The organism is Pseudomonas sp. R3-41, from assembly GCF_054161485.1.
Map to the genome: position 1 here is coordinate 5804302 of NZ_CP096421.1, position 16584 is coordinate 5820885.

The 16584-nt window shown below is 61.5% G+C and carries 11 protein-coding genes; 5 read left to right on the forward strand and 6 right to left on the reverse strand.

Translation table 11 applies throughout. The features are described 5' to 3' along the window. Positions 1–118: 118 nt before the first annotated feature. The 5 genes from dctP (at position 119) to M1D99_RS25140 (ending at position 6361) form a co-directional block, all read left to right on the forward strand. On the forward strand, positions 119–1114 hold the full coding sequence (dctP, locus tag M1D99_RS25120) for a C4-dicarboxylate TRAP substrate-binding protein DctP (protein ID WP_186708933.1): 996 nt from the start codon (positions 119–121) through the stop codon (positions 1112–1114). A 65-nt stretch (positions 1115–1179) separates the two neighbouring features. Then, a complete protein-coding gene (locus M1D99_RS25125) occupies positions 1180–1812 on the forward strand; it encodes a TRAP transporter small permease (RefSeq protein ID WP_186708931.1) in 633 nt (210 codons plus the stop codon). Beyond that, entirely contained in the window at positions 1809–3092 is a 1284-nt protein-coding gene (gene dctM, locus M1D99_RS25130; RefSeq protein ID WP_434572283.1) for a C4-dicarboxylate TRAP transporter large permease protein DctM, read from the forward strand. The genes M1D99_RS25125 and dctM overlap by 4 nt, the downstream gene beginning before the upstream one ends. 106 nt (positions 3093–3198) lie before the next feature. After that, the gene (locus M1D99_RS25135; RefSeq protein ID WP_458130936.1) at positions 3199–4194 is read left to right on the forward strand and encodes a TRAP transporter substrate-binding protein; all 996 of its coding nucleotides are present in this window, start codon (positions 3199–3201) and stop codon (positions 4192–4194) included. Between the two features lie 259 nt (positions 4195–4453). Beyond that, the gene (locus M1D99_RS25140) at positions 4454–6361 is read left to right on the forward strand and encodes an alkaline phosphatase D family protein (protein WP_434572287.1); all 1908 of its coding nucleotides are present in this window, start codon (positions 4454–4456) and stop codon (positions 6359–6361) included. 158 nt (positions 6362–6519) lie between these two features. On the opposite strand, the gene M1D99_RS25145 is transcribed toward M1D99_RS25140, so the two are convergent. The 6 genes from M1D99_RS25145 to M1D99_RS25170 form a co-directional block, all read right to left on the reverse strand. Continuing rightward, positions 6520–7020 (reverse strand): methylated-DNA--[protein]-cysteine S-methyltransferase, encoded by a 501-nt coding sequence (locus M1D99_RS25145; protein WP_186708910.1) that lies wholly within the window; start codon positions 7018–7020, stop codon positions 6520–6522. Between the two features lie 170 nt (positions 7021–7190). Next, on the reverse strand, positions 7191–9923 hold the full coding sequence (locus M1D99_RS25150) for a LuxR C-terminal-related transcriptional regulator (RefSeq protein WP_458130937.1): 2733 nt from the start codon (positions 9921–9923) through the stop codon (positions 7191–7193). Positions 9924–10276: 353 nt separating this feature from the next. Continuing rightward, the gene (locus tag M1D99_RS25155) at positions 10277–11641 is read right to left on the reverse strand and encodes a DUF1329 domain-containing protein (RefSeq protein WP_434572291.1); all 1365 of its coding nucleotides are present in this window, start codon (positions 11639–11641) and stop codon (positions 10277–10279) included. A 25-nt stretch (positions 11642–11666) separates the two neighbouring features. Beyond that, on the reverse strand, positions 11667–13529 hold the full coding sequence (locus M1D99_RS25160; RefSeq protein ID WP_434572293.1) for a DUF1302 domain-containing protein: 1863 nt from the start codon (positions 13527–13529) through the stop codon (positions 11667–11669). Positions 13530–13860: 331 nt separating this feature from the next. Then, on the reverse strand, positions 13861–15543 hold the full coding sequence (locus tag M1D99_RS25165; RefSeq protein WP_186730424.1) for a fatty acid--CoA ligase: 1683 nt from the start codon (positions 15541–15543) through the stop codon (positions 13861–13863). A gap of 255 nt (positions 15544–15798) precedes the next feature. Then, positions 15799–16428, reverse strand: a complete 630-nt coding sequence (locus M1D99_RS25170; RefSeq protein ID WP_207963216.1) for a LysE family translocator — start codon at positions 16426–16428, stop codon at positions 15799–15801. Positions 16429–16584 lie beyond the last annotated feature (156 nt).

Consider the following 16584-nt stretch of genomic DNA (forward strand, 5'->3'; position numbering starts at 1 on the left):
TTTTTCCCGTTAACCGCCCCCGACAAGTTGTTTTTCTGCCTAGACTCATCATTGTTCCGCCGTGCCGTGTTTTGAATGAGCCCGCACGAAAATACTAAAAACAAGAGGAAAGCCCGTAATGTTCAAACCTATCTGGAAAGCGCTCGCTTGCACGTTGGCCCTGAGTGCGATGAGCACGGCCATGGCGGCAGATCCGGTGGTGATCAAGTTCTCCCATGTGGTCGCCGAACAAACACCAAAAGGCCAAGGCGCACTGCTGTTCAAGAAGTTGGTGGAAGAACGGCTGCCAGGCAAAGTGAAGGTCGAGGTCTACCCCAACTCTTCACTGTTCGGCGACGGCAAGGAAATGGAGGCCTTGCTGTTGGGTGACGTGCAGATGATTGCGCCGTCGCTGGCCAAGTTCGAGCAATACACCAAGACGGTGCAGTTGTTCGACTTGCCGTTTCTGTTCGATGACATTTCCGCTGTGGACCGCTTCCAGTTGAGCCCTGAAGGCCAGAAGCTGCTCAAGTCCATGGAAAGCAAGAACATCACCGGCCTGGCCTATTGGCACAACGGCATGAAGCAGTTGTCGGCAAACAAGCCGTTGCGTGAACCCAAGGATGCCCGTGGCTTGAAGTTCCGCGTACAGGCATCGGCCGTGCTGGAAGAGCAATTCAAGGCGGTGAACGCCAACCCGCGCAAGATGAGTTTCGCCGAGGTGTACCAAGGCTTGCAGACCGGCGTGGTCAACGGTGCGGAAAACCCGTACTCGAACATCTACAGCCAGAAAATGCATGAAGTGCAAAAGTACATCACCGAGTCCAACCACGGTTTGCTCGACTACATGCTGATCACCAATACCAAGTTCTGGAGCGGCCTGCCGCCGGACATCCGCACTGAACTGGACAAGATCCTGGTAGAAGTCACCGCCCATGTGAACAAAGAGGCGGCGCAGCTGAACGAGCACGACAAACAACGCATCCTCGACGCCAAGACCACCGAGATCATCACCCTGACGCCAGAAGAACGCGGCGAATGGCGCGACAAGATGAAACCGGTGTGGAAGAAGTTCGAAGGCGATATCGGAGCTGACCTGATCAAAGCCGCCGAAGCCTCCAACAAAGCCCAGTGATTGGTTGGCCGGTACCGCCGCCCTGGCGGTGCCGGTCTGTCGTCCCCCCACAGGAGATGTCATCCATGAACGCCCTTCGGCGCACCTGGGAACACTTCGAGGAAGGTTTCATTGCTTTCCTTCTGGCCGCCATGACGCTCGTCACGTTCGTCTACGTGGTCCTCAACAACCTTTATTCAGTTTTCTACAGCCTCGGCGACCACTGGCCTGCCGCCAGCGAACCGATGTTCGCCATCGGCGACAACATCATGGGCATGGCCCAGGCGATGACATGGAGCACATCGCTGACCAAGGCGCTGTTTGGCTGGCTGATTTTCTTCGGCCTGTCGTATGGCGTGCGCACCGCCGGGCATATCGGCGTCGATGCGCTGGTGAAGCTGGCGAGCAAGCCGGTGCAGCGCTTCATTGGCGTCATCGCCTGCCTGTGCTGCCTCGCCTACGCCGGCCTGCTGGCGGTGGCGAGTTACGAATGGATCAACACCTTGATGATTGCCGAGATCGGTGCCGAAGACCTTGGCCATTTCGGCATCATGCAATGGCATATAGGGCTGATCGTACCGGTGGGGTTCGCGCTGGTGTTCATTCGTTTCGCGGAAATTCTCGTGCGCATCCTGATGAACCGCCAGACCGGCCTGGGCCTGGCCGATGAAGCGGCCGAAGCCATCAAATTGACCGAACACGAGGAAGACAAGCCATGACCATTGCCTTCCTGTTCATCGCACTGTTCGTGCTGATGTTTATCGGCGTGCCCATTGCCATTTCGTTGGGACTGGCGGGATCGCTGACCATCATTTTCTTCAGCCCCGACTCGGTGCGCTCCCTGGCGATCAAGCTGTTCGAAACCTCCGAGCACTACACGTTGCTGGCGATTCCGTTCTTCCTGCTGGCCGGTGCGTTCATGACCACGGGCGGCGTGGCGCGACGGTTGATCGACTTTGCCAACGCCTGCGTCGGGCATATCCGCGGGGGCCTGGCGATTGCAGCAGTGCTGGCTTGCATGCTGTTTGCGGCGTTGTCGGGCTCCAGCCCCGCAACGGTGGCAGCGGTGGGTTCCATCGCCATTGCCGGGATGGTGCGCTCGGGTTATCCACAGGCGTTTGGCGCCGGCATCGTGTGTAATGCCGGGACCCTGGGCATCCTGATTCCGCCGTCGATCGTGATGGTGGTGTATGCCGCGGCGACCGAAACCTCGGTGGGCAAGTTGTTCATGGCCGGCGTCATCCCGGGCTTGCTGTTGGGTTTGTTCCTGATGGTGGCGATCTACATCGTCGCCGTGAAGAAAAACCTGCCGGCCCTGCCCCGCGCCACGTTCCGCGAATGGTTGACCACCGCGCGCAAGGCCATCTGGGGCCTGTTGCTGATGGTCATCATCCTCGGCGGGATCTATTCCGGGATGTTCACCCCCACCGAAGCGGCAGCGGTGGCGGCGGTGTATTCGGCGTTCATCGCGTTGTTCGTCTACAAGGACCTCACGTTCCGCGAGACGCCGAAAGTGCTGCTGGAGTCGGCCAAGCTGAGCATCATGCTGATGTTCATTATCGCCAACGCCATGCTCTTCGCCCACGTGCTGACCACCGAGCAACTGCCGCAGCAAATCACCGCCTGGGTGATCGAAGCCGGGTTGACGCCGGTGACCTTCCTGTTGGTGGTGAACATCGTGCTGCTGATTGCCGGCGCGTTCATGGAGCCTTCGGCGATCATCCTGATCCTGGCGCCGATCCTGTTCCCCATCGCCATGAAGCTGGGCATCGACCCGATTCACCTGGGCATCATCATGGTGGTGAACCTGGAGATCGGCCTGATCACGCCGCCGGTGGGGCTGAACCTGTTCGTCACCTCGGCGGTGACCGGCATGTCCCTGCCTGCCACGATCCGTGCGGCGATGCCGTGGTTGATGATCCTGTTGGCGTTCCTGGTGCTGATTACCTATGTGCCGTGGATTTCCCTGGCGCTGCCGAATTGGTTGGGGATGAGTTAAACCCGGCAAACACTCTGTGGCGGGCAAAGGATGATTTGCCTTGCCATGGAGGTATCGGGCCGATCTGTCGGCCCTTTGCCTCCAGACCAAAAAAAGGACCTCTTGAATGCTCAAACCTCTATGGAAAGCCCTCGCCTGCGCCCTGGCTTTCGGCGCGTGGGGAACGGTCATGGCGACCGAGCCGATCGTCATCAAATTCTCCCACGTGGTCGGCGACCAAACGCCCAAGGGCCAAGGGGCGTTGATGTTCAAGAAGCTGGCGGAGGAGCGATTGCCGGGCAAGGTGAAGGTCGAGGTGTACCCCAACTCCACGCTGTACGGCGATGACAAGGAGATGGAAGCCTTGCTCCTGGGGGAAGTGCAGATCATTGCGCGGTCGCTGGCCAAGTTTGATCAATACACGCGGACCGTGCAGTTGTTCGACTTGCCGTTTCTATTCGATGACATCGCTGCCGTGGACCGTTTCCAGCAGAGCCCCGAGGGCCAGAAGCTACTCAGGTCCATGGAAAGCAAGAACGTCACCGGCCTGGCCTATTGGCACAACGGCATGAAGCACCTGTCGGCCAACAAGCCATTACGCACCCCGGAGGATGCCCGTGGCCTGACCTTCCGGATACAGACTTCCGCCGTGCTGGACGAACAATTCAAGGCGGTGGGCGCCAAAGCGCAGCCGATGATTTTCTCGGTGGTGTACCAGGGGCTGCGCACCGGTTTGGTCCATGGCACGGAAAACACCTATTCGAACTTCTACAACCAGAAACTCAATGAAGTGCAGAAATACGTCACCGAGTCCAACCACGGCATTCTCGACTACATGTTGATCACCACGTCGGACTTCTGGAACGGCCTGGCGCCGGACATCCGCAGCGAACTGGAGAAGATCGTCGTCGAATCCACGGCCTATGCCAACCAGGAAGCGGAACGATTCAACCAGCAGGACAAACAAAAAGTCCTGGACGCCAAGACCACCGAGATCATTGCCCTCACGCCCCAGGAACGCAGCGCCTGGCGCGACAAGATGAAACCGGTGTGGGCGAAGTTTGAAAAGGACATCGGGGCGGATTTGATCAAGGCGGCGCAGGCTTCCAACGTCGCGCAGTAATTGCATGAAGGGCCGGGAACGCTCACGGCTCAACACTCTCTGTGGCGAGGGAGCTTGCTCCCGCTGGGCTGCGCAGCAGCCCCCCAATGTTTGCCTGACACACCGTGGTGTCAGGTTTTGGGGGTGCTTCGCACCCCAGCGGGAGCAAGCTCCCTCGCCACAAGAGCGCAATTCCCCCACTTCAATCCAACCCTCCCCAGTTGCAAAGCACATTGCGCTATGATCCCCGCCTCTCCCTGAATAGAGGCTTTTTTCGCTAATGCTGTCGTCCACCCCAGACATCACCTCTACCCTCCCACCCGTCCTGGTCGGCCCGCTGTTACGGCGGCTGGAACCTGCGCGCCTGGTGATGTGGCTGGTGGGCACGCGAGCGTTGGCCTTGACGCTGCGCATTGACGGGGTCGGCGACCTGACGCTGGATGCGTCGCGTTGCACCGTGGTGCCGGTGGGGCAACACGCTTTTGTGCACCTGATCGACGTGACGCTCGACACGCCCCTGCCCCAGGACGTAGCGATTGACTACGACCTGCTGGTAGAGGGCTCGCCTATCGCCGAATGGGCGCCGCACCTGTTGTATGACGGGGCACAGTGCCCGAACTTCATGTTGCATTCGCGCATCGAGCAATTGGTCCACGGTTCCTGCCGCAAACCCCACTACCCGGCCAACGACGGCCTGCTGTGTGTTGACCGATTGTTGGCGCAAGACCCGGGGCAACGCCCGGCGCTGTTGATGATGAGCGGCGACCAGGTGTATGCCGACGACGTCGCCGGGCCCATGCTGCGGGCGATTCACGGGCTGATCGAACACCTGGGGCTGTTCGAGGAGCGCCTGGACGGCGCCGTGGTGGAAGACAGCGCCAAGCTCTATCAACACCCGGCCAGCTATTACCATCGGGCCGATTTGCTACCGGCCCTGGAAAGCAACGAAACCCTGCGCGAGCGCTTTTTTGGCGGGGCGCGCAAGCCGATCTTCACCAGCAGCAGCGCTGATAATCACCTGGTGACCTTCGCCGAGGTCATGGCGATGTACCTGCTGGTGTGGTCGCCGGTGCCCTGGACGCTGATCACTGTTCAACCGCCCGAACTGACCGTCGAACGGCGCCAGCGCTACGACCTGGAACAGCAGCGCATCGATGCGTTCAAGACCGGGCTGGGTGGCGTGGCACGGGTGTTTGCGCACTTGTCGTGCCTGATGATTTTCGATGACCACGACATCACCGATGACTGGAACCTGTCCGCGCAGTGGGAAGAAACGGCCTACGGCCATCCGTTCTCCAAACGCATCATCGGCAACGCCTTGATCGCCTACATGCTCTGCCAGGGCTGGGGGAATAATCCGGATGCCTTTGCTGATGTGCTAGCGCAAACCCTGGCCCTGAGCGACACCGCCCGGGACCGCTACCTCGACAGCGCGCCACAGGACCAACTGATCGACACCCTGCTGGGTTTCCAGCGCTGGCATTACGTGCTGCCAAGCACCCCGGCCCTGGTGGTGCTCGACACCCGTACCCGCCGCTGGCGCAGCGAGAACAACCTCAAGCAACCTTCCGGCCTGCTGGACTGGGAAGCCCTGAGCGAGTTGCAACAGGATCTGCTGGATCACCCCTCGGCAATCATCGTCTCGCCGGCACCGATCTTCGGCGTGAAGCTGATCGAGACCGTGCAGCGGGTGTTCAGTTGGTGCGGTTATCCGTTGCTGGTGGATGCGGAAAACTGGATGGCCCATCGCGGCGCTGCCCAGGTGATCCTGAATATTTTCCGACACTCGCGTACACCCGGTAACTACGTGGTGCTGTCGGGGGATGTGCATTATTCCTTCGTCTACGAGGTGCTGATCCCACACCGCAAGGGCGGCCCGCGCATTTGGCAGATCACCAGCAGCGGCATCAAGAATGAATTCCCACCGGTGCTGCTGGAATGGTTCGACCGCCTGAACCGCTGGCTCTACTCGCCGCGCTCGCCCCTGAACTGGTTCACCAAGCGCCGCAGCATGCGCATCGTCCCCCACACCCCGGAACACGCTGAAGCGGGAGAGCGGTTGTGGAACAGCGCAGGCATCGGCCAGGTGTTCTTCAACGAACAAGGCCAGCCCGCGCAGATCTACCAGCACAACGCCAACGGCCTGCCGCCGACGCGTATGTGCCCTCCCAAATCTCCGTCAGCCTGAAAATACCGGACATTAGATGTGGGAGCGGGCTTGCTCGCGAAGGCGGTGGTACAAACTGTATCTATGCAAGCTGACACTCCGCTTTCGCGAGCAAGCCCGCTCCCACAGTTGTGTTGGTCTGACTATAAATTTTGCATCCCCCCAATCCCTGTATCAGGTCAGAACGGTAGTTGCAGGCTCTCCTGGCCTTCGAGGCTGAGCAGGAACTGTTTGGCTGCCAGGCCGCCAGCGAAGCCGGTAAGGCTGCCGGAGCTGCCGATGACGCGGTGGCACGGGGCGATGATCGAGATAGGGTTGCGGCCATTGGCGGCGCCGACCGCCCGGACCGCTGTGGGTTGGCCGATCTGGAGGGCGACGTCTCGGTAGCTGCGGGTTTCACCGAAGGGGATGGTCAACAGGGCCTGCCAGACCCGGACCTGAAAGTCAGTGCCGGCAAAATCCAGTTCCAGCTCGAAACGACGGCGCTGGCCGGCGAAGTATTCCAGCAGCTGACGTTCGGTTTCCTTGAGGACCGGATGCCGGATGTCCTCTTCCAAAGGCCCCAGGCGCACCCGATTGAGCCGCTCGTTTTCCCACAGGATGGCCGCCAGCCTCGTCTCCCGGGCGACGAGGATCAGTTGGCCGACGGGGGATGGGATGGTTTTGTAGAGGGGCAACATCGAAGGATTCCTTGTCAAAGCCTTTGTGGCGAGGGAGCTTGCTCCCGCTGGGTTGCGAAGCGACCCTTCACGTGGCACCGCGGTGTGTCAGATTATCAGTTGGGGCTGCTTCGCAGCCCAGCGGGAGCAAGCTCCCTCGCCACGGGATCTCACCGGCCGCAAAATCTTGCTCAACCCAACAACCCCAATGCTTTCGCCCGCGCCACCGCCTGGGTGCGGCGCTCGACGCCGAGTTTGCTGTTGATGTGGCTGGCGTGGGTCTTGACGGTGTGCAGGGAGATAAACAATTGCTCGCTGATCTCCTGGTTCGAACAGCCTTGGGCAATCAACTGCAACACCGCCCGTTCGCGACTGCTCAGGGTTTCGACAGGTGCCGCAGGGTCGACCGGTTGGGCCACCGAGGGCAGGCGTTCGAGCAGATGTTCGCGCAAAGTGCTGGGCGGCGCGTTCTGCAGTTGTTCGCGCAGCCATTCACAGTGCTTGCCCAGCAACCACTCGAACGGCTGCAACACCCCACCGCTGGCGGCTTCGAAAGCCTGGGCCAGGGTGCGGCGGGCTTCGGGTTCGCGGCCGAGACTCAACAGCAAGGCGACTTTCTGGTTGAGCGCCATCACGCTGAGCATCTGCCGGCCGGTTTGCTGGCCGTGCTCCAACAAGGCATTGAGCCGGCCTTCGGCGAGCATCGGTTGACCCCGGATGGATTCCAGCACCGCCTGTTGCAGTTCGACATGCAGCGGCAGTTGCGGGTGGAATTCCGGAGGCGCGGCGGCCCGCTCACCCGTGTAGGTCTGGCCCAGGCGGGCCAGCCAGGCTTCGGCCAGGTCGGTACGGCCCTGGGCCAGCCAGAGTTCGCATTTGACCAGGGTAATCATCGCCAGGTAGTAGATCGGCGGAACATCCCAGATGTGCATCAGGCGCTCGGCTTCAGCCAGTTCGGCAAAAGCCCGGGCGAACTCGCCGCTGTAGCCTTCGATCCGCGCGACCACGCAGTGACCGATCAGCACGCTGATGTCGCGGCAGGCGCGGGCTTCGGTAAGGCCGGCCTGCAACCGCGCCAGGCCGGCCTGGGGCTGCATGCGCAAGGTCAGCAGGAAACCTTCGTACATGATCAGTCGTGCCCGCACCGCATAAAGCCGCTGGGGCGATAATTTGTGCAAGCGTTGCAGGCCATGGTGCACTTCATCCAGTGCCCGCAGGATCTCTCCCCGCGCCTGCAGGACCCGGGCCCGATCGTAATGGGCCAAGGCCTCGAACAATGGATTGCCGACCCGCTGCGCCAGCTCCAGGGAATCGCGGTTCAGGTTACGCGCGCGCCACAGGTCGCCGTCGGCAATGGCCAGGTTCGACAACGTAGACAGGCACATCAGCCGCTGGCCGTAACGTTTTTGCGGCAGGCTCTCCAGGGCTTCGCTGCAATAACGCACGGTGGCCTCGCGATCACCACGCCCCCGGGCGACGATGCCGCTCAGGGCCAGCCATTGGGCGAGCATGGATTTTTGCGCGGTAGCCGAAGGGGCGGGCAGGAAACGACTCAAGTGCGCGGCCAGCTCTTCGGCGGCATCCAGCTGGCAGGCCAACCCCAGCGCCCAACTGTAGAGCACGATCAGCCGCGGCGTGCTGATGAGCAGGCTGTCGGGCAGGTCCATTTTCCAGCGCAGCAACATGCCGACGTTCTGCTCGGCCAGCAGTTGTTCCTCCGAGAGGTTCTGCACCAGGTTCGCCGCCACATCCAGGTGGCCGGCCCGCAACGCCTGCTCCACGGCTTCGTCGATCAGGCCCTGGGCGTTGAACCAGCGGCAGGCCCGCAGGTGCAGGGTCGCGGCCGGGACCATGGCCGGCGCGCTGGGCCGACTGCGCAGCAGATCGGAAAACAGATGGTGGTAACGGTACCAATGGCCGTGCTCGTCCAAAGGCACCAGGAATACTTGGTGGGACGCCAGGTAACGCAGGATCTCGGCGCTGTCATGGGCTTCGCGCACGGCGTCGCACAGCGCGCTGCAAAAGCGTTCCTGAGGGGCCGTGTCATAGAGGAACGCCTGCACCTCGGCGGGCAGGCAATCGATGACTTCTTCGAGCAGGTAATCGCGAATCAGCCCTTCGCCGCCATTCAAGGCCTGGGGCAGCAGGCCTTCGGTGCCGGCTTCAGACGCCGCCAGCAACCAGAACCGCAGCCCCGCCACCCAACCTTCGCTGCGCTGGATGAGGTTTTCCAACGCCTCACCACGCAACGAGCTGCTGTGATGCTGGAGCAGGGTCAAGGCTTCGTCATGGGTCAGGCGCAGGTCTTGTTCATTGAGTTCGAGCAGTTGCCGCGACAGGCGCAGGCGCGCCAGGTGCCAGTCCGGACGCTGGCGGCTGGTGACAAGGACCAGCAGACCGTCGGGCAGGTGATTGAGGAAAAATTGCAGGCAGCGATCCAGCACCGGGCTTTGGGCCAGGTGGTAATCGTCCAGGACCAGCAACAAGGGGTTGCGCGGCGACAAGTGCGTGGACAGTTCGTCCAGCAGGCCATCGAGCCATTCTTCAAAGGCAAAGGGCTGGTGGCGCTGGCGCATTTTCAGCAACCCCAGCGCCCGGCCACCCAGTTGCGGGAAAAAGGCCTGGAGCCCTTCGAGCAAACGTTCCAGGAAACGCCCGGGATCGTTGTCCCGGGCGCTGAGCCCCAGCCAGAGACTTTGCCAATAAGCTGGCAGGCTCTGGCAGAACTCCACCGCCAGGGAGCTTTTACCAAACCCCGCCGGCGCACTGACCAACAACAACCTGCCTCCGAGCCCAGCGGCCAAACGCTCGCACAACCGCGGCCGCACGACATGGCCGTCGGGCAAGGGCGGGCGGTAGAAACGCCCGTCCTGTACCGCGATGGCTGCGCGGGCAGAATCCGGAAGTGAAGACAAATCAGTCATGGCCGGCTCTTGTTGGAATGCGGGTGGCGGCGTTGCAGATGTCCGCAGACTAGCGGTAAACGAGGAGGTATTGAAGGGAGTGCTACAAATGGCTACAAAAAGACTACACGCCGACCGACGTGAAAAATCCAGGCAGCCGCCGCTCTTGTGGCGAGGGAGCTTGCTCCCGCTGGGGTGCGCAGCAGCCCCAAGGCCGCCCCGTTTGATCTGACACCCCGAGTACTCTGCTTTGGGACTGCTTCGCAGTCCAGCGGGAGCAAGCTCCCTCGCCACGGGGGTTTTGTGTGGGTCAAAAAAAACGCCCCGAACCAGTCGGGGCGTTGTTTCGAGGATGCGGCCTCGGGTGGAGCGGTTTAGCGGATACCTTCCTGGCGCAATGCGTTCGGAGTGAAGTCGGCGGTGGTGGCGGTGAAGCCGAAGTCGTAGGCCGATTTCTCTTCGTTCTTCATGCCCAGCGCCAGGTAGCGGCCGGACTGCAGGTCGTAGAGGGTTTCCAGGGCGTACCACGGCACTTGCTTGTCGTAGTAGTTCTCGGCATGGGCCTCGGCCACGCGCCACAGTTGCCCACGACCGTCGTAGTGGTCGATCACCGCGGCTTGCCAGGTGTCTTCGTCGATGTAGAAATCACGCTTGGCGTAGATGTGACGCTGGCCTTCCTTCAGGGTCGCGGTCACATGCCAGACACGACGCAGCTCATAGCGAGTCAGGTCCTGGTTGATGTGGCCGGCCTTGATGATGTCGGCGTACTTGAGTTGCGGCGAATCGATCTTGTAGCTGTTGGCGGCGATGTACAGCTCTTTCTTGCCTTCCAGCTTCCAGTCGTAGCGATCCGGCGCGCCGTTGTACATGTCCAGATTGTCGGAGGTACGCAGGCCGTCGGCGGCGGTACCCGGGCCGTCATAGGACACTTGCGGGGCACGGCGCACACGGCGCTGGCCAGCGTTGTAGACCCATGCCGAACGCGGTTCCTTCACTTGGTCGAGGGTTTCGTGCACCAGCAGCACGCCACCGGCCAGGCGCGCCGGCGCGGTCACTTGTTGCTTGAAGTAGAACAGGATGTTGCCTGGGTTGGCCGGATCGAAATCCTTCATCTTGTCGCGGAACACGAACTGGTCGCGGAAATACACCAGGCTGTAGGAGCCGTTGGGCTGCGGGGTGGCCTGGGTGACCAGGCGCGTCACGCTGCCGCCGCGATAGCGGGTGATGTGGTTCCAGATCACTTCCACGCCGCTCTGGGGGATCGGGAACGGCACGGCCGTCTCGAAGTTCTCCAGGCCGTTGCCGCCGGACACCAGCTTGGTGTTGACCGCATTCTTCTTGATGGAGGCGAACACCTCGTCCGGCACGGTGGCGCCGCGATGGGTCGGGTAGACCGGCATCTTGAAGGTTTCCGGGTAGCGCTTGAACATCGCGTACTGGCCCGGGGCGAGTTTGGCCTTGTACTGCTCGACGTTCTGCGCGGTGATGGTGAACAGCGGTTTCTCAGTCGGGAACGGGTCGGCAAGGAAACCCTTGCTGTCCACGGCACCGGCATTCTTGGCCATGGCTTTCCAGGCCGGGATCGAGCCATCGGCATTGCCGGCCATCTCGGCGCCCATCGGCGTCAGGCTCTTGCCCAGTTTATCGGCCTCGGCCGCGGGTACCGCCGCCATGACGCTGGCGGCCAGCAGGGATAGCCCCAGAACACCAGCCTGCATCAGATTCTTTGTTATTTTCATAGTGTGTCGTCCTGAAATACGGTGCTTAGAAGGTCACGCCGACGCTGAGCGCCAGGAAGTCGCGATCGTCCACGGTGCTGAAGTCGCCACCAAAGAAGTTGGTGTAGGCCAGGCTGGCGTTGTAAGTGTTCTGGTACTCGGCATCCAGCCCGAGGCTGACGGCCTTGCGGCCTTCTTCAAAGTTGGCGCCAGGGCCTGGCGAGTAGCCCTTGACGTCATGGGACCAGGCCACGTTGGGCTTGAGGTTCACGCCGGCGAAGACGTCCGGGTATTCCCAGATGGCGCGCGCACGGTAGCCCCAGGACGTGGAGGTGGTGAAGCCGTCGTTGTTGCAGTTGCTGTTCACGTCGTTGATGGTCTGGCCGCCACCTGCGGCGGTAGAGCCGTTGAGCCTGTCACAGGCTCCGCTGGGCAGTTGCCCCGGACCAAAGACAGGGTCACGACCGTAGCGAACGTCCGACTTGCTTTCCAAGCCTCCAACATGAGTAACGCCGACTTCACCTACCAGTGTGAGGCGACTGGCGCCCATGACCTGATCCAAGAAGTGAGTGAAGGTGGTCTGGAACTGAGTGATTTCCTTGCGACGATAACCATGCAGATCCTGGCCTGGCACACCCGGGAGCAGCGAAGCATTGCCCAACGTAGGACCACCGAGCGGGCGAACGCCGGCGAACAGGATATCGGTGGTGCTCAATTGCACCGGCGCGTTCGGCCGATAGCTGATCTCACCGCTCCACGCCGTACCGGTTGGCAGGGTGGTGGAGAAACTCAAGCCGTAGAGACGGATATCTTCCGGATATTCGACGAAATATTGGGAATTACCCGCGACGATCAATGGCGCCAGCGGCGAGCCACTGACCGCGTCGTAGACTGACTGAGGCGCACCGGTGGCACTGAAGATCGGCGCACGACTGTGGTAGTTCATGAAGTAGGCACCGAACTCGGTGTCCAGCGGTTCGAACATGTACTTCAACGACGCGCCCCACTGGCCACTGTCGCGGGCATCGCGATCCGGGCCACGGCGTACCAGCACGCCTTCTTCGTTGATATCGACACCCTGGCCTTCCAATATCGGAAGAAGGACGCCCGGCAGCGGAATGCTTGAACGCTTGTTCAGCACCCGCAGGTTATTGGTGCACCCATCGGCAATCACATCCGGCTGGGAGAAGAACGTGCCGCAGTTATCCACCACGGTCTGGTCCCACTCCAACTGGTAGAACGCCTCGGCCGACAGGTTGTCAGTCAGGCTCTGGGAGACGTAGAACATGTTCACCGGGATCAGGCCTTCCTTGACCTCGGCGCCAGGACGACGGAACGCGGACACGTCGACCGGGTTGATGGAGTTGATGCCGCCCTGGATGAAGGTACTTTCACCCCAGCTGACCACCTGCTTGCCCAGGCGGACCGAGCCCGGCTGATCGGCAATGGCGTAGTTGTGGTAGATGAATGCGTCGAGGATCTGCCCGCCGGAAGACTGGGCGCCTTCCTTGCGGTTGCTGTCGCTGATGTCCTTGTACAGGCGGTGTTCGTCCTTGAGTTCGAAGTCGTACCAGTACTTGCCGCGCACGAATACGCCGGTATCGCCGTACTTCAGTTCCAGGTCATGGATGCCCTTGAAGATCTTCGAGAAGGTTTCCCCGCGCTTGAAATTCAGGTGGCCGTCATCGGAGGTCTGCGACAAACCCTTGCCGCCATTGTTGACGCCGATCAGGTCCTTGTTGGCGTTGGCCGTGGACCAGCTCGCGCCGACGGACAGGGACGAGTCGAACTGGCCTTCGATTTCACCGATGTTGAAACTGACGCCGAATGCAGGCCCGGCGAGCGAAGAGGCGAGACTGACCGCCAGAGGCAGTTTTGCCCGGCGCCAGAACGTGGTTGCTGAGGTCATCGACGCTACTCCATGTGCATTATTGTTATGGCGATGGACATTTCAAGAACACCTCGGCGGCAGGGAGCGGCAGCGTCCCGACATCCGTCGAAGTCGCATCGCCCTTTCGTGCGTGCGCCCCGTTCTTGAGAATCCGTGAGCGGACTATAGCCAGCAGGTAGTACGGCTTGATCCCTCTAAAGTGTGATTTGCAGCCCTCAACCACTCTGGAACAGTCCTTTCGCCAGGCCGACAGATGCCGGCACGGCAAGGATGGCTGAAATTTTCGGTTTGACAAGGCAAGCGCTTGCTTGGTGGGCCTGCCGTGCCCTTTCGGGCACGGCAAAAAGGCCTAAAGCGTGGACAGGAAGGTGCTGTTGTTGCGCTGCCATTCGGTGATGTCGACGCGGATGCGCTTCTTGTCGAGCTTGCCGACGCTGGTCTTGGGAATTTCCGTAACAAGGGCGATCTGGCTCGGGATCGCCCACTTGCTCAGGTGCCCCAGCTCGACGAACGGCTTGAGGTGTTCCTTGAGCTCGCGAGCCCCGATCTCATGCCCTTCGCGAATCACCAGCAAGGCAAACGGCCGCTCGCCCCACTGCGGATCGGGAATGCCAACCACTGCTACTTCGCGTACCGCTGCGTGACGGCTGATGAGGTCTTCCAGGTCCAGGGAGGAGATCCATTCGCCACCGGTCTTGATCACGTCCTTGATGCGGTCGCGGATGTCGATGAAGCCCATGTTGTCCAGCGTGGCGACGTCACCGGTGTGCAGCCAGCCGCCAGCCCAGAGTTCGGCGCCCTTCTGCGGCTCGTTGAAATAGCCTTCGGTGAGCCACGGCGCACGCAGCACCAGTTCGCCCTGGGTCTCGCCGTCGGCCGGCAGGAAATTCCCCTCGGTGTCGACAATCGCCGCCTCCACCAGTGGCCCCGGCACACCGGCCTTGATCCGGTAGGTGGTGCGTTCGTCTTCGCTGCCGGCCATCAGTTCCGCGTTGAGGTGGGCGCAGGACACCAGCGGGCCGGTTTCCGACATGCCGTAGGCGGCGGTGAGCTGGATGCCCCGGGCCTTGGCCGCTTCGTACAGGCTGCGGTTCAGGGCGCTGCCGCCGATGACGATTTTCCAGCCGCCGAAGTCGGTGTCCTGGGCGCCCTTGGCATTGAGGACCATTTGCAGGATGGTCGGCACGCAATGGGAGAAGGTGACCTTTTCCTTGCGCCACAACTCGACCAGGAATTCCGGATCGTAGCGGCCCGGGTAGACCTGCTTGAGCCCGAGCATGGTCGCCACGTAGGGCAGGCCCCAGGCGTGGACATGGAACATCGGCGTGATGGGCATGTACACGTCGTTGGTGCCCAGCAGCCGCACGCTGTCGATGGAGCCCATGATGGTCGCCACGCCCATGGTGTGCAGCACCAGTTGCCGATGGGTGAAGTACACGCCCTTGGGGTTGCCCGTGGTGCCGGTGGTATAGAACGTGGTGGCGACGGAGTTTTCGTCGAAATCCTGGAAATCGTAGGTGGGGGCGGCGGCGGCCAGCAATTGTTCGTACTCGCCCACCAGGTTCGGCAGGTCGGCGGTTTTTTCCGGCAGGTCGGTCAGCAGCAGGGTCTTGTCCACCGTGGTCAGGTGCCCGGCTATCGCCTGGTACAAGCCGACGAACTCGCTGTTGACCAGCACGAAGCGGTCCTCGGCGTGGTTCATGGTGTAGACGATCTGCTCTGGTGAAAGGCGCACGTTGATGGTGTGGATCACCGCGCCGATCATCGGGATCGCGAACATGCATTCCAGGTAGCGATGGCTGTCCCAGTCCATCACCGCCACGGTATCGCCGGCCTTGACCCCCGCCTCGGTCAACACGTTGGCCAGGCGCGCGACCCGCTCGATCAGCGTCGGATAGCTGTAGCGCAACTGGTCACGGTAGATGATCTCGCGGGTTTTCTCGTAACGCGTGCCGGACATCAGCAGCCGCTTGATCAGCAGCGGGTATTGATAGGCGCCTTCGGCGGGAGGAATAACGCGAGTCTGCAACATAAGAGTCCCTTTTCTGACTGCACGGTCTTGGCTGGAAGTAAGCACTCTAGAGCGCTTATACACGGATCAAATCAGCCAAAGGAATGATTTGATCAGCGCGCAAATACTAGCCTTGAGCCATACCTGGGACCGTAGGAGCTGCCGAGTGCAACGAGGCTGCGATCTTTCCCCTGCCAATTGAATCCAGAGCGAAAGATCAAAAGATCAAAAGATCGCAGCCTTCGGCAGCTCCTACGCAAAGCGAGAGTGCATGGATCAGTGCGACTCGGTAAACGCCAGTTTCACGCCAATGGCGACGAGCACCGCGCCCATGGTCCGGTCGAACCAGTGGCCCATGCGCGCGAAACCGGCGCGTACCCGTTGCTGGCTGAACAGCAGCGCCACCAGGCAGAACCAGACGGCCGTCGCCACCGCCAGGTACACGCCATAACCGGCCTGGATCGCCAACGGTGTATGCGGGTTGATCACCACGGTGAACAGCGACAGGAAAAACAGCGTCGCCTTGGGGTTCAGGCCATTGGTGACAAAACCGGAAATGAACGCGCCGCGGGCGGTACGCTCACCGATCTCCTGGTGCAGGTTTTCCTCGGCCGGCTTGGCCGGTTGCGCCCGCAGTGCCTTGAAGCCGATGTACAGCAAGTACGCGGCGGCGGCCCACTTCAGCGCGTTGAACAGTACGATCGATTGCGACACGATCAGGCCGATGCCCAGCAACGAATAGCCCACATGCAGGAAAATCGCCGTGCCGACGCCCAGCGCCGTCCAGGTCCCGGCGCGCCGGCCATGGGTCACGCTTTCGCGCACCACCACGGCAAAGTCCGGCCCGGGGCTGGCGACGGCCAGCAGGTGGATCAGGGCGACGGTGAGGAATTCGGCGAGGTACATGGGGGGCTCCTTACGACATTCTTTTGTTGGATGACATCCCGTGGCGAGGGAGCTTGCTCCCGCTCGACTGCGCAGCAGTCGCTTGCCTTGTATCGGGGCCTGCTGCGCAGGCCAACGGGAGCAAGCTCCCTCGCCACAGGTATACGCCGCCACGGC